The 12214-nt window shown below is 62.7% G+C and carries 14 protein-coding genes; 4 read left to right on the plus strand and 10 right to left on the minus strand.

The window, feature by feature from the left end:
• Window positions 1-134: 134 nt before the first annotated feature.
• On the minus strand, window positions 135-1379 hold the full coding sequence (locus tag X733_RS162895) for an MFS transporter (protein WP_023817452.1): 1245 nt from the start codon (window positions 1377-1379) through the stop codon (window positions 135-137).
• Between the two features lie 203 nt (window positions 1380-1582).
• Here X733_RS162895 and X733_RS162890 point away from each other — a divergent pair, with 203 nt between their 5' ends.
• Entirely contained in the window at window positions 1583-2455 is an 873-nt protein-coding gene (locus X733_RS162890; RefSeq protein WP_023670047.1) for a helix-turn-helix transcriptional regulator, read from the plus strand.
• Window positions 2456-2490: 35 nt separating this feature from the next.
• On the opposite strand, the gene X733_RS162885 is transcribed toward X733_RS162890, so the two are convergent.
• The 9 genes from X733_RS162885 to X733_RS162850 form a co-directional block, all read right to left on the minus strand.
• Window positions 2491-3462, minus strand: coding sequence for a tripartite tricarboxylate transporter substrate binding protein (locus X733_RS162885; protein ID WP_023683714.1), 972 nt, complete (start codon window positions 3460-3462; stop codon window positions 2491-2493).
• 146 nt (window positions 3463-3608) lie between these two features.
• Entirely contained in the window at window positions 3609-4124 is a 516-nt protein-coding gene (locus X733_RS162880) for a hypothetical protein (protein ID WP_023686120.1), read from the minus strand.
• Between the two features lie 92 nt (window positions 4125-4216).
• Window positions 4217-5152 carry a ribose-phosphate pyrophosphokinase gene (locus X733_RS162875; protein ID WP_023686119.1) on the minus strand — a complete coding sequence of 312 codons (936 nt, stop codon included), beginning with the start codon at window positions 5150-5152 and terminating at the stop codon, window positions 4217-4219.
• A 141-nt stretch (window positions 5153-5293) separates the two neighbouring features.
• Complete coding sequence (locus X733_RS162870) at window positions 5294-5890, minus strand: hypothetical protein (RefSeq protein WP_023817455.1); 597 nt, start codon at window positions 5888-5890, stop codon at window positions 5294-5296.
• A 55-nt stretch (window positions 5891-5945) separates the two neighbouring features.
• Window positions 5946-7097, minus strand: a complete 1152-nt coding sequence (locus X733_RS162865) for a Xaa-Pro peptidase family protein (protein WP_023683716.1) — start codon at window positions 7095-7097, stop codon at window positions 5946-5948.
• The gene (gene pgeF, locus X733_RS162860) at window positions 7097-7891 is read right to left on the minus strand and encodes a peptidoglycan editing factor PgeF (RefSeq protein ID WP_023695793.1); all 795 of its coding nucleotides are present in this window, start codon (window positions 7889-7891) and stop codon (window positions 7097-7099) included. The genes X733_RS162865 and pgeF overlap by 1 nt, the downstream gene beginning before the upstream one ends.
• Window positions 7892-8042: 151 nt before the next feature.
• Window positions 8043-9107, minus strand: a complete 1065-nt coding sequence (locus X733_RS0133885; protein ID WP_031192989.1) for a class I SAM-dependent methyltransferase — start codon at window positions 9105-9107, stop codon at window positions 8043-8045.
• On the minus strand, window positions 9104-9988 hold the full coding sequence (lgt, locus tag X733_RS162855) for a prolipoprotein diacylglyceryl transferase (protein ID WP_023672032.1): 885 nt from the start codon (window positions 9986-9988) through the stop codon (window positions 9104-9106). The genes X733_RS0133885 and lgt overlap by 4 nt, the downstream gene beginning before the upstream one ends.
• A gap of 103 nt (window positions 9989-10091) precedes the next feature.
• A complete protein-coding gene (locus tag X733_RS162850; protein WP_023683720.1) occupies window positions 10092-10331 on the minus strand; it encodes a BrnA antitoxin family protein in 240 nt (79 codons plus the stop codon).
• Window positions 10332-10728: 397 nt separating this feature from the next.
• Here X733_RS162850 and X733_RS162845 point away from each other — a divergent pair, with 397 nt between their 5' ends.
• From X733_RS162845 to X733_RS162835, 3 genes are all read left to right on the plus strand, one after another.
• Window positions 10729-11031 carry an accessory factor UbiK family protein gene (locus tag X733_RS162845; protein WP_023672029.1) on the plus strand — a complete coding sequence of 101 codons (303 nt, stop codon included), beginning with the start codon at window positions 10729-10731 and terminating at the stop codon, window positions 11029-11031.
• Window positions 11032-11347: 316 nt separating this feature from the next.
• A complete protein-coding gene (locus X733_RS162840; RefSeq protein ID WP_006202532.1) occupies window positions 11348-11848 on the plus strand; it encodes a YbjN domain-containing protein in 501 nt (166 codons plus the stop codon).
• Window positions 11849-11854: 6 nt separating this feature from the next.
• Window positions 11855-12214, plus strand: a complete 360-nt coding sequence (locus X733_RS162835) for a tRNA-binding protein (protein ID WP_023672028.1) — start codon at window positions 11855-11857, stop codon at window positions 12212-12214.

The raw sequence follows: 12214 nt of genomic DNA on the forward strand, positions 1-12214 counted from the left end.
CCCAGAGACGTCGAAGGCCCCAAGCCTTCGTTGATGACTATCTCTAGCAGGCTTTTCAACCAGCGCATGGTGAAAGAATCACAGAGGGCGCAGCAATGCCGCGCCCTGCGTCAAATCCGCAAAATCGACCGGTTTTATCTGGCCGCCGCTTGCGCCTTCCTGGCTTCCTTCATGTTGGGCAGGAACACCGTCAGCAGGCCGAGCAGCGGCAGATACGAGCAGATCTGGAAGACGAAATCGATGCCCTTCATGTCGGCGACGACGCCGAGCACGGCGGCTGCAATGCCGCCCATGCCGAAGGCGAAGCCGAAGAAGATCCCGGCGATGGTGCCGACACGTCCCGGCACCAACTCCTGCGCAAACACGACGATGTTGGAGAAGGCCGAGGACAGGATCAGGCCGATCAGCACCGTCAGCACCATCGTCCATTCGAAATTGGCGTAGGGCAGCGCCAGCGTGAACGGCAGCACGCCGACGATCGAGAACCAGATCATCGCCTTCTGGCCGTAGCGGTCGCCGAACGGTCCGCCGAGCAGGATGCCCAGCGCCGAGGCGCCGAGGAACAGGAACAGCATGACCTGGCTCATCTGCACCGACACGCCGAACTTATGGATGGAATAGAAGGTGTAGTAGCTGGAGAGCGAGGCGATGTAGGCATTCTTGGTCAGCACCAGCAACGTCAGGACGATGAGCGCACCCATCACTTTCTTGCGCGGGAAGGGGGAGACGAAGTTTGCCGCCTTGCGATTGCCCTGCGCGGCGCGCATCCGGCTGTACCAGCCGCCGACCCGCGACAAAACGATGATGCCGATCAGAGACCCGACAGCGAACCATGAAATGCTGGTCTGGCCGAAGGGCACAACGATGAAGGCAGCGAGCAGCGGCCCCATCGACTGGCCGAAATTGCCGCCGACCTGGAACAAAGATTGCGCCAGGCCAAAGCGGCCGCCGGAGGCAAAGCGGGCAATGCGCGAGGATTCCGGATGGAAGATCGCCGAGCCGATGCCGATCAGCGAGGCGCCGACCAGAAGCAGCGCATAGTGGCCGGCATAGGCCAGAACGATCAGGCCAATCAGCGAGGACGCCATGCCGTAGGGCAGCGAATAGGGCATTGGCCGCTTGTCGGTGATCATGCCGATGACCGGCTGCAGCAGCGACGCCGTGACCTGGAAGGTGAAGGTCAGAAGACCGATCTGCCAGAAATCGAGACCGTAATTCTCTTTCAGCAGCGGATAGATCGCCGGCAGCAGCGATTGCATGATGTCGTTGATGCCGTGGCAAAAGCTCACCGCCAGAATGACGGTGAAGGCGGTCGCCTGGGCTGAAGGGAGGCTGGCGCTTGGCTGCGGTGCAATGCTGGTGGCTGTCGTATCGGTCAAGGCAGGCTCCGAGGTCTTTTTGGCGGGTGTTTGCCCGCGGGCAGGCTTGGCGGCCGCTCCCGCAGACCGCCTTAAGGACGCTCGTCTGAAGCGCTTGGGCGACGCCCCTGCGGAGCGCCTTGGGGATGGCTGCCTTATAAGCCGCTTGCGAGGCGACTTCTTTCGTGGTTTGGTCCAATAGTTTCGCAAGTGGGCCATAGCCGATGCCACATGGCAGGGACATCTTCCGCGCCGGCAATGCCGATCTCGGCCGATTGCACGAAAGCCGCTGGCAGTGGCTGGAGGAGGTTTCCGGGCCGGCGGTGGCTTTGCCGACCGAATATCCCGACGGTTACCTCGTGCCGCAACACCGCCACAGCCGCAGCCAGCTGCTGCATGCGCTGGTCGGTGTCGTGCTGGTGACGACCAGGTACGGGCGCTGGATGGTGCCGCCCGACCACGCAATGTGGATACCGGCCGGCACCGAGCATTCTGTCGAAATGCTGGGCGATGTCTCGATGCGCTCGGTCTATGTCATGCCGGGCGCTATCCCCGGCCTGCCGGAAGGTTTGCGCGTCGTCGGCATCACCGAGCTGATGCACAGCCTGATCGTCGAATCGGAAAAGCTGCCGCAAGGCGGCGAACTGGAAGGCCGCGGCGGGCTGATCATGAACCTGTTGCTGCACGAGATCCCGACCTTGCCGGAACGGCCGCTCGGGCTGCCGTTCCCGTCCGACCCGAAGCTGGCGGCGCTCTGCCGACGCTTTGTCGCGGCACCTTCGCCGCACGCCACGATCGACGAGTGGGCGGATGCCGCAGGCATGAGCCGCCGTTCGTTCACCCGCGCCTTCCAGCGCCAGACCGGACTGTCCTTGTCGACTTGGCGCCAGCAGGCCTGCCTGTTTGCGGCCCTGCCCAGGCTCGCCGATGGCGAGCCGATCACCAGGGTGGCGCTCGACCTCGGTTATGACAGCGTGCCGGCATTCATAACCATGTTCAAGCGCATGCTCGGCGCCTCGCCGCGCGGCTATATGCGCGGCGCCCGCGACGAAGGCATTCGGCGGGCTCAGCCTCGACTTGAGGCCCCGGCGCCGTAGCGCCAGGAAAAGCCCGCAGTACTTTGCCGTAGGCCCTAGTCCAGCTGAACGCCGCTGGCCTTGACGATCGGTTCCCATTTGGCGAGTTCGGCCTTCACATGCACTCCAAGCTCTTCCGGGGTGGAGGCCACGATCGAGGCGCTGAACTGGGCCATGCGGGCGATCACATCAGGGTCTTTCAGGGCTTCAACTGCCGCCTTCTGAAGAACGGCGACGACCTCCGGCGGCGTGCCTGCGGGCGCGAACAGAGCGTTCCAGCTGTAGGTTTCATAGCCGGGAATGGTTTCGGCAATGGCCGGTATGTCGGGGAAGGAGGGAACGCGCTCCTTGGTGGTGACGCCAAGCGCTCTCAGCGTCCCGCTCTTGATATGGCCCGATGAAGAGGGGAGGTTGTCGAACATCATCGGCACCTGATTGCCGATAACGTCGTTCAAGGCCGGTCCGGCGCCCTTGTAGGGAATGTGCTGCATACTGACGCCGGCCATCGTCTTGAAAAGCTCGCCGGAGAGATGCAGCGGGGTGCCATTGCCTGATGAGGCGTAGGCATATTTGTCCGGGTCCTTCTTCAGCATCTCGATCAGTTCCTTGACGTCCTTGGCGGGGAATTCAGGGTTTACGACCAGGACGTTTGGCACCAGCACGAGCAACGATATCGGCGCAAAATCCTTCTCCGCGTCGTAGGGCTTTGTCTTCAGGATCAGCGGGTTGAGCGCGTGGGTTGCGACCGTGCCCATCAGGATCGTGTAGCCGTCCGGTTCGGCTCGGGCGACCTGGGCAGCGCCGATGCTGCCCCCGGCGCCGCCGACATTTTCGACGACAATCTGCTGGCCCAGCTTTTCGGACATCTTGTTGGCGACCAGGCGCGCGACCAGATCCGTCGAGCCACCGGCGGAAAAGGGGACAACCATGGTGATGGTCCGGTCCGGAAAATCGGCGGCCCAGGCCGCTGGTGCTGAAAGGGTGGCTGCGATGGAAACCGCGAGCCCGAGCAAAGTCCTACGCCGCATCTGCTACTCCTCCGTTGATTGGAGGGGCAGTATGGCCATGGTGAACTCCTCGCACAATGCAACCATGGACTGACTGCCCGCCTCAGGAGATCGGGCTTGACACCGATGCTTCGGTTGGCGTGCGCGAGAACGCCTCACCCCTCAGTTCAATCAGCCTTGGTCCAGCTGAAAACAAGCCATTTGTATCGTGACGTCTCTTCAGGCTCGGCCGTGTAGGTCATCTGCATGTCGCCGCCCTCGGCGTAGATGTCGAGCCTGGGCGCCGTGTCCAGTTCGAGCCACAGGGAATCGTTCTTGAACGACCATGTCCCGCACCAGACGCAAGGCCCCGATGCCGGGTCACCCGGTTGGTGAAAATTGTAGCGGCCGTCCGCCGTGATCTCCAGATAGTCGAAGGCGCCATAAAAGGCGGTCACAGTCTGCTGAAATTCGGTCGCAGACGCTTCCTGGTCGGGCTTCGCCGGCTCTTTCAGATCACGCGGTGGCCGGATTGCGGACCCTGCGATGCTCCATTTGCCGATGAAATCCTTTTCGGTGGGAAGATATTCCGTTTGCGCCTGCGCGGTCGAAACCGGAGCGATTGTCGGCGCATAGGCCGCGCTGGCGATGCCGATTGCGAGAAGCATTCCTGCGATGCCTGCAGCCTTGATTCGATTGCGCATCAGCTGGCTCCTTTCACGACGGTTTGGGGCAGATTCCAAAAAGGAGATTACCCCCGAGCCAGGCCCGTGGGCACGCTTTTGGGCAACATGGATTAATCGAACAGGCTCGACACGGACTCTTCGGTCGCTGTGCGCGAAATCGCCTCGCCCATCAGGTCGGCGATGGAGATGACGCGGATATTCGGGGCGTCGAGCACGCCTTGCGTCGGCTGGATGGAATCGGTGATCACCAGTTCCTGCAGCTTCGAGCCGCTGATCCGGGCGACCGCACCGCCCGACAGCACGCCGTGGGTGATATAGGCGGTGACGCTGGTAGCGCCGTTGGCGAGCAGCGCATCGGCGGCGTTGCACAGCGTGCCGCCGGAATCGACGATGTCGTCGATCAGCAGGCAATCCTTGCCGGCGACCGCGCCGATGATGTTCATCACTTCGGATTCACCGGGACGTTCGCGGCGCTTGTCGACGATGGCCAGTTGTGCGTCGAAGCGTTTGGCGAGCGCGCGGGCGCGCACCACGCCGCCAATATCGGGCGAGACGACGACGACATTGGCAAGCTGTTTGTATTTTGCCTTCACGTCGCGGGCCATCACCGGCACCGAGAACAGATTGTCGGTCGGAATGTCGAAAAAACCCTGGATCTGGCCGGCATGGAGGTCGAGCGTCAAAACGCGGTCGACGCCAGCGCGGGTGATCATGTTGGCGACCAGCTTGGCCGAGATCGGTGTGCGGCCCGAGGCCCGGCGATCCTGCCTGGCGTAACCGAAATAGGGGATGACCGCGGTGATGCGCTTGGCCGAGGAGCGCATGAAGGCATCGATCATGATGAGCAGTTCCATCAGATGATCGTTGGTCGGGAACGAGGTCGACTGCAGGATGAAGACATCCTCGCCGCGCACGTTTTCCTGGATTTCGACGAAGATTTCCTGATCGGCGAAGCGTCTGACGCTGGCCTTGCCCAGCGGGACATTGAGATAGCGGGCGACCGCTTCGGCCAGCACCCGGTTGGAATTGCCCGCGAAAAGCTTCATGCACCGTTCCTGGCGAAGGATGGGGAGGTCCTCTTAATCGGGCTTGTAGCGAGCCGTGCCGGTATTGCAAGCCTCGTTGACGGGAATCCGCCGGCTAATCTCAAAAACGTCAACAGTGAACGGAAGCCGGTAACAGGCGGATCAGCCGGCGCTGCCGCCGAGCCAGGCCGCGAACTGGTCGATCGTCTGGTCGGCGATCGCCTGCATGGTAGCGGGTGCAACCGCGGGCCAGCCTTCGGCGGCATTGACCGAGGGCGCCTTCTGCTGGCCATTGATGCGGTGTAGCCGGTTGCCAGCGGGGTCATAGACGTCCCAGACATAGATAACGGTGGTATCCTTGCCTTCCGTCATCGTCGAGAAGTAGCCCTTCAGCACATGGGTGGCGGCCTGGTCGGCGCTGCCGGCAAGGGTGATGCCGCGCTGCTTGGCGCGTGTCTGCAGTTCGGCCGTCAGCGGCGTTGCCGCTTCCACGGAGGCGCCGACGATCGGTGCGATCTGCAGCCGGGTCTTCGACCAAGCGGCGGCGCTCTGCGCGGGGTTGGCGGGTGTCGTGGCGCCGACGGCCGGCGCTGGTGTGGCGGCGGGCGCGATGCCCGGGGCAGCCAAGGGCTGAGCCGGTTGGGCCGAGGCTGCCGGCGGCGTGATGGCGGACGGCTCAAGGACGTCCTTGGCATTGGTGCAAGCGGCCAGCACAAGCGCTGCGAGCAATGACACGGTCGTCACATGCGATCGTCTCATCTGCCCGAAAACTCCTTAGTCGCGAACGCCCCCGCGTGGACCAACCATTATGGATTCACTGTACGATCAAGTCGAGATCATGGCGTGAAAGCGGCTTCGGCTGGGATTCGGTGGTCAGGTAGGTGCGGCCAAGCGTCATCGCCGTCTCGGTTTCGGAGTCCATGATGATCATGTGCGCGAACAATGTCATGTTGGGCGCGATCGGCTCGGGATTGCCCTGGTAGAACATCGGCATATCCATCCAGGACGGGGTGAAGCGGGCGCCGACGGAATAGCCGCAGGCGTTCAACCGATGCTTGGTCAGGCTGTGCGCCTCCAGCGTGCGGGCATGCGCGTCGAAGACGTCGCCGAAGGTGTTGCCGGGCGTCATCGCCTTCTCGACCGCCAGAAGAGCCGCGCGGGCGGCGTCGAACAGCTCCTGATGGCGCTTCGACGCCTTGCCGGTCAGCACGGTGCGCATCATCGGCGCGTGATAGTGATGGAACACGCCGGCCCATTCGAGCGTCAGCTGATCGTTCTTGGTCAGCTTGCGGCGCCCGGCCTTGTAGCGGCAGAGCAGCGCGTCGATGCCCGAGCCGATGATGAATTCATTGGCCGGATAGTCGCCGCCGCCGGCAAACACCGCGCCCTGCATGGCGGCAAGGATCAGCGCTTCGTCGCCGCCCTGCTTGATCAGCGGCAGGGCCGCGTCGAGCGCGTCGTCGGAAAGGTTGGCGGCCTTTTCGGCCTTGGCGATTTCAGCCGGGCTCTTGAACAGGCGCAGACGGCCGACAATACCGGAGGCGTCGGCGATCTGGCCGAAGGTCTGCAGCTGCTCGTCGACGCGGCGGCCATTGAAGGCGGTCAGGCCATGGGTGTCGTATTCGACGCCGATGCGGGCGCCGAGGAGATTGAGGTCGTTGAGCAGGTTGCGCAGGTCGACCGCCGGGTTGGCGCCGTCGCGGTCGGTCCACAGCACGATGTTGTCGATGATCGATGTGTGGCGCGCCTGGCGCAAATCGGCCGAGCGGGTGAGCAGCACCATCGAGCCGTCAGCCTTCACAACCAGGCACTGGAAGAAACAGAAGCCGAACGTGTCGTAGCCGGTTAGCCAGTACATGCTCTCCTGGGCGAAAAGCAGTACGGCATCGAGCTTCTTTTCCGTCATCTCGATCATCAACCGGTCACGCCGGGCGTCAAATTCCGACCGTTCGAAATGCAGCGCCATTATCCGTTCTCCAAAACAATTGCCGAAACCTGCCGACCGTAGTCCGGTTCCTTGCGATGCGTCGCGCGCCGGTAGGAAAAGAAGAGATCCTCCTCGGCATAGGTGCAGCGGCCAAGCCCCTGCGCGGTCACGCCAGCCTTCTTCAGCCGGTCGACCGTATAGAGGTTGAGATCGAACATTGCATGCGCCGGATTGGCCGAAGGCGCGAAATAGCCGATGTTTTCGGCATCGGCTTCGACGAAACGGGCGACGAATTCCGGCCCGACCTCGTAATTGTCGGGGCCGATCGAAGGACCGAGAACCGCAATGATGCGCTCACGGCGGGCGCCGAGGCTTTCCATCGCGGCAATGGTGTTTTCAAGCACACCGGTGAAAGCGCCCTTCCAGCCGGCGTGTGCAGCGCCAATGATGCGCGCTTGCGCATCGGCGAACAGCACGGGGCCGCAATCGGCCGTCGAGGCGCCGATGGCGATGCCCGGCCGGTCGGTGACGATGGCGTCGGCCTTGGGCCGCGGGCCGGGAAAGGGTTCCCTGGCAATAACGACATCGGGCGAGTGGACCTGATGCGCGGTCAGGAGATGGCTGGCCGGCACACCCATCCAGGCAGCGACGCGGCGGCGGTTCTCGGCGACCAGCATCTGATCGTCATCCGACCCGGTGCCGATGTTAAGTCCCTGATAGATGCCGCCGGAGACGCCGCCGATACGGGTGAAATAGCCATGGCGGATACCTCGCGGCTTGGCCGCTTCCAGCAGCGGCGAGCGAACAGGATCCGGTTTGGTCTGATTCAGCATGGATGGGTTTGTTGTCCGCGCCGGCGTTTTCGTCAAGGCGAAGTTCGGCCGAGTGATTGCGACAGTGCTGCCGCGTCGACTTTGCATTGGCCAAAAGCAGGCATGCGACCATAGGCGGCGTCGCGGGACGGCTTGTAACGATCTCTGAGGGTCAGACTGGCTGATGCGGCAGGATTCTCAGGATTTTGAACAGCGTGCCCATGCCGTCGGGTCCGGCCAGGCGTTCGACGGCATCGGCAATGGTTTGTCGTGCCTCTTGGCTTGCCTGGCTGCCCAACTGGCCAGCTCGCTCAAGCAATCCCATGCCAAGCAGAAAGTCGCCCTGCGTCGCCAATTCCACATCGAGGCCATGCGCCCGCACGACGGCGGCCAGTGCAGCGAAGTCGACATGGGCGGTGAGATCGGCTTCGCCGGGATTGGCCAGCACATCTTCGGGGGCGTGCCTGCGCACGGCCTGCAATGTGTCGCCGAAACCGGGCTGGAGATGGCCGTAATCGGGGAACAGCCCGGCGCCGCCGTGGTCGGCTATGCGTTCGGCAATGGTCGCCATCAGTGCCGCGCGGGCCGGTGCTATTTCGAAAATAGAGCCTTGTGGCGCCTCGGCGGCGTCTTCCGGCAGCAGCGTCGCCTCGACCGAGCCGGCGCCGGCGAAGAAGCTCAACTCGTCTGAGACATCGAGGCCGATCACCCGTTCGCGCCAGCCGGCGCCGGCGCGGATGAACTGGCGGATCGGCACGGCATCGAACAATTCGTTGCCGACGATCAGCAATGGCGCCTGCGGTAGCGTGGCGATGGTTTCGTGCCAGCCGAGCTCAACCGAACTTTCGGCAAGCGTCTGCTTCTGGATTTCGGTTAGCCGCGGGCTGGTCTCGACCAGAGCGAAGGACGCTCCGGCGGCGATAGCCGGATCGAGCCGCGTCAGGGTGCGAAGCATGTCCTTCATCAGCGTGCCGCGGCCAGGCCCGATCTCCGCGATGGTGACCGGCAGCGGTCGGCCGATCGCCAGCCAGGCCTGATAGAGCCAGACGGCGACGAGTTCGCCGAACATCTGGCTGATCTCGGGTGCGGTGACGAAGTCGCCGGCGGCGCCGAACGGCTCGCGCGTGGTGTAGTAGCCGTCGCTGGGATCGAAAAGGCAGAGCGCCATGTACTCGTTGACGGGGAGGGGCCCGAGCGCGCCGATCAGGTCGACGATGCGGGTCTTCAGCCGTGTCATGCCGGCTGTGGTTGCGGCGCCGGTTTGGCTGTGGCCATCGCCCAGATGCCGGCCAGCACCATCGGCAGCGACAGCACCATGCCCATGGTGAGCCAGCCGCCGAGGAGGTAGCCGAGCTGCTGGTCGGGCTCGCGGAAGAACTCGACGAAGATGCGTGACAGGCCGTAGCCGCAAATGAAGGCGCCGCCGACAAAGCGCGGCGTCTTCAGCTTCAGCCGCGAATGGGTGAGGAAGCGCAGGACCAGGAACAGCACCGCGCCCTCGAGCAGCGCTTCGTAGAGCTGGCTCGGATGGCGAGGCTCCAGGCCCGCGACACAACCCGCCACGGTCTGCTGGAGACGCTCGTTGCAGAAGACGACGCCCCACGACACGTCGGTCACGCGACCCCAGAGTTCGGCATTGACGAAGTTCGCGATGCGGACGAGGCCGAGCCCGACCGGCACGCCGGCTGCCACCACGTCGAACAGCGTCCAGGTGCGGATGCCGCGCTTGAGGGAAAACAGCGTCATGGCGAGGATGACGCCAAGCAGGCCGCCATGGAACGACATGCCGCCCTGCCAGACGGCGAAGATGTCGAGCGGGTGGTCGATATAGCGCTTTAAATCGTAGAAAAGCACATAGCCGGTGCGTCCGCCGAGCACGACGCCGACGGCGGCCCAGACGATGAAATCGTCGAGGTCGATCGGCTTCATCGGCAAGACGCCATCAGGCCACAGCCTTGTGTTGGTGACGAGCCGCTTGGCGTACCACCAGGCGAACAGGATGCCGACGATATAGCCGATGCCGTACCAGTGCACAGCCAGCGGGCCGATCTGAACCAGGATCGGGTCGATGTTGGGGAAGGACAGCGACGCCATCGGCAGCGGGAAATAGTCGTTCAACAGGATCTCCTGGGAGGGCTCGCGTTAGGGCGCGGACCATGCGGCAGGGTTTTGGCGGGGTCAAGGCAAGGTGACGACAGCCTGATCGTCAGAGATAATGGGCTCAACCCTGCGGCTTGCCGGCGACCAATTGCCTGAGCGCATCGTTGATCCTGTCTTGCCAGCCGGGGCCATCTTCCTGGAAATGGTCGAGCACGGCGCGATCGATCCTGATCGAGACAAGCTCGCGAACGTTTGGTGCGGCGGAGGGTTCGCGAATGGGAGGCGCGGGTTTCTTGACCGGCTTGAAGGCCGCTTCAGCGGCTTCCATCGGATTGGTCGGTCGGCGCGGGGGCGTTGCCATTGGTTGATCCTGAATGAGAGTGACTCTTGCCTGGAGCAAGTCGTGAGGAAAACTAGGCCGCTGGTCTGTGAAGACCAGTAACTTCACTTGGTTCTCTCTGCCATTGCCCTGTATTTGGCTTCAAGCCTGTCCAGCACCTCGTCGCCAGGCTAGACCCGGCCCGCACTGGCATCCGAAATGCCCTTTGCGAGTGCTGCATCGAGTGCTGCAAAGCGCTTCTCCAAGTCCGCACTGTCCGTCACGGCAACCGTCGTTCCAAGAATCCATTTGCGATAATAGCAATCTGTCGGCCGGACCGTGAGCCAAATCGCGTCCGACATGAAGCCGCACCAGCTTCAACGTTCTTGCATTCCGCAGGCAGTGCCACTACGTCAATTCCAGCAAGCGAGGATTTGCCATGTCGACCGGACCGAACCGCATTCTCGATGAATTCGCCAAGCTGATGACCGATGCCGCGGGTGCCGCACAAGGCGTGCGCCGCGAGGTGGAGACTGCCTTCAAGGGGCAGGCCGAGCGCATCCTCAACACCATGGATGTGGTGCAGCGCGAGGAGTTCGAGGCTGCCCGCGACATGGCTGCCAAGGCCCGCGAAGAAAACACCAGGCTGGCCGCCCGCATCGATGCGCTCGAGGCCAGGCTTGCCGAATTGACCGGACAGGCCGCACCTGTGGCTGCGGCAAAGCCCAAAGCAAAAAAATAAAATTTGAACTTTTCCACAAAGCACAATCCGAAAAAATGCTTTGCCGTGAATCGTTTACCGGCGATGCATGAATCTTTGTGACAGCGCCTTTCCACATGCTGATGACGCAGTGCGAAAAATTAGGCTGTTCACGCGACTCCCGATCAATAGACTGAATTTGTTGCATGATTCGGAGCAGGGTCATGCGGCCGGGCGGTGGGGTCCGGTCCGGGGTCTTTGTGTCGTGAAGTCCTGGCCGTCCGAGTTCAAGACAAGATTGTTCGTCGTGTGTGCCCCGCGGAGCGTGTGGCGCTCCCCTGAACACAGGAAGCATTCCATGGAACTTCTCGAACTCGAATTCTCCCGCGAAATCCATCCGGTGGATGTCATCGAGCAGGTCGCCCATAACAATGACTGGTCCTTCGAACGGGCCGGCGATGACGAAATCTCGATCTCGGTTGCCGGCAGCTGGACCGATTATCACGTCTCCTTCTCGTGGATGGAGGACTTCGAGGCGCTGCATCTGGCCTGTGCTTTCGACATCAAGGTGCCGGAAGCCCGCGCGCTGGAAGTGATGCGGCTTTTGTCGCTGATCAACGAGCAGATGCTGTTTGGCCATTTCGATCTCTGGGAGCAGGAGGGCGCGATCATGTTTCGCCAGTCGCTGCTGCTCGCCGGCGGGGTCGAACCGTCGAGCCAGCAGGTCGAGGTGCTTTTGTCGTCGGCGCTTGAAGCCTGCGAATGCTATTTCCAGGCCTTCCAGTTCGTTGTCTGGTCGGGAACCTCGGCCAAGGATGCGCTGGCCGGCGTCCTGTTCGAGACCTATGGCAACGCTTGAGCTTCCATGAGTTCGAGCAGCGCGCGCAAGCCCGAGATCAGCTTTGCCGATTTTGATCGTGTTGACATCCGTGCCGGCACGATCGTCGAGGCCGAGCCTTTCCCCGAGGCGCGCAAACCCGCCTTCAAGCTGAAGATCGATTTCGGCCCTGAGATCGGCGTGAAGAAATCCTCGGCACAGATCACGAAATACTATGCGCCGGAAACGCTGGTGGGACGGCAGGTGTTTGCGGTGGTGAATTTCCCGCCGCGCCAGATCGGTCCGTTCATGTCGGAAGTGCTCACGCTCGGCTTCCCTGATGAAGAAGGCGCCGTGGTGCTTGGCGCCATCGAGCGCAAGGTGCCGGACGGCGGGCGACTATTTTAG

The organism is Mesorhizobium sp. L2C066B000 (assembly GCF_000502335.1).
Classification (GTDB): Bacteria; Pseudomonadota; Alphaproteobacteria; order Rhizobiales; family Rhizobiaceae; genus Mesorhizobium.

What these genes read in the sequence shown, in the direction of transcription:
- X733_RS162865 (WP_023683716.1), bottom strand. Translation starts at nt 7,097, where the DNA reads ATGGCGCTGCATTTCGAACGGTCGGAATTTGACGCCCGGCGTGACCGG.
- X733_RS162835 (WP_023672028.1), top strand. Translation starts at nt 11,855, where the DNA reads ATGAGTTCGAGCAGCGCGCGCAAGCCCGAGATCAGCTTTGCCGATTTT.
- X733_RS162840 (WP_006202532.1), top strand. Translation starts at nt 11,348, where the DNA reads ATGGAACTTCTCGAACTCGAATTCTCCCGCGAAATCCATCCGGTGGAT.
- pgeF (WP_023695793.1), bottom strand. Translation starts at nt 7,891, where the DNA reads ATGCTGAATCAGACCAAACCGGATCCTGTTCGCTCGCCGCTGCTGGAA.
- X733_RS162850 (WP_023683720.1), bottom strand. Translation starts at nt 10,331, where the DNA reads ATGGCAACGCCCCCGCGCCGACCGACCAATCCGATGGAAGCCGCTGAA.
- X733_RS162880 (WP_023686120.1), bottom strand. Translation starts at nt 4,124, where the DNA reads ATGCGCAATCGAATCAAGGCTGCAGGCATCGCAGGAATGCTTCTCGCA.
- X733_RS162875 (WP_023686119.1), bottom strand. Translation starts at nt 5,152, where the DNA reads ATGAAGCTTTTCGCGGGCAATTCCAACCGGGTGCTGGCCGAAGCGGTC.
- X733_RS0133885 (WP_031192989.1), bottom strand. Translation starts at nt 9,107, where the DNA reads ATGACACGGCTGAAGACCCGCATCGTCGACCTGATCGGCGCGCTCGGG.
- X733_RS162890 (WP_023670047.1), top strand. Translation starts at nt 1,583, where the DNA reads ATGCCACATGGCAGGGACATCTTCCGCGCCGGCAATGCCGATCTCGGC.
- X733_RS162870 (WP_023817455.1), bottom strand. Translation starts at nt 5,890, where the DNA reads ATGAGACGATCGCATGTGACGACCGTGTCATTGCTCGCAGCGCTTGTG.
- X733_RS162845 (WP_023672029.1), top strand. Translation starts at nt 10,729, where the DNA reads ATGTCGACCGGACCGAACCGCATTCTCGATGAATTCGCCAAGCTGATG.
- X733_RS162885 (WP_023683714.1), bottom strand. Translation starts at nt 3,462, where the DNA reads ATGCGGCGTAGGACTTTGCTCGGGCTCGCGGTTTCCATCGCAGCCACC.